The organism is Bradyrhizobium sp. Kon56, assembly GCF_055807635.1.
Genome location: NZ_JBVVOU010000158.1, coordinates 1 through 447, shown reverse-complemented (window position 1 = coordinate 447; position 447 = coordinate 1). Strand labels below are relative to the sequence as shown.

The 447-nt window shown below is 65.5% G+C and carries 1 protein-coding gene; it reads left to right on the top strand.

The genetic code is table 11. From position 1 onward, the window contains the following. Positions 1-77: 77 nt before the first annotated feature. Positions 78-447: IS66-like element accessory protein TnpA (gene tnpA, locus AC0L3B_RS38410; protein ID WP_473382801.1), on the top strand; the 370-nt coding region annotated here is incomplete at its 3' end.

Below are 447 nucleotides of genomic sequence, written 5' to 3'. Positions count from 1 at the left end.
GTAAGCGCTGTTTCGGTCCCACCTTCCATTGAAGGCCTCGAGCGAGGAATGATCGATCTCTGATTGGAGATCGGCTTGTGTCTAAGCTTGACCATATGCTTGAGCCCAGGACCTCGGTTCGTCGGGTCGAGGTCATCACGGAGAGCGGCCGACGGCGGCAGTTCTCGGCCGACGACAAGGCGCGGTTTGTCGAGGAGACGCTGGCCCCGGGAGCCGTGGTATCGGAGGTCGCGCGGCGGCACGGATTGTCGCCGCAACAGCTGTTTACGTGGCGCCGGCAAATGCGACGGCCGGTTGCGAGCCCTGTGGGACCCGAGCCGCAGACGTTCGTGCCCGCTGTCGTTACCCCATCGTGCACGCCGCCGGAGCGCTCACCGCGGCAGCGCCGACGCCTTCGGAAGGCGCCCGAGGGCGCCGAGAACAGTGGCATCATCGAGCTCGAGATCA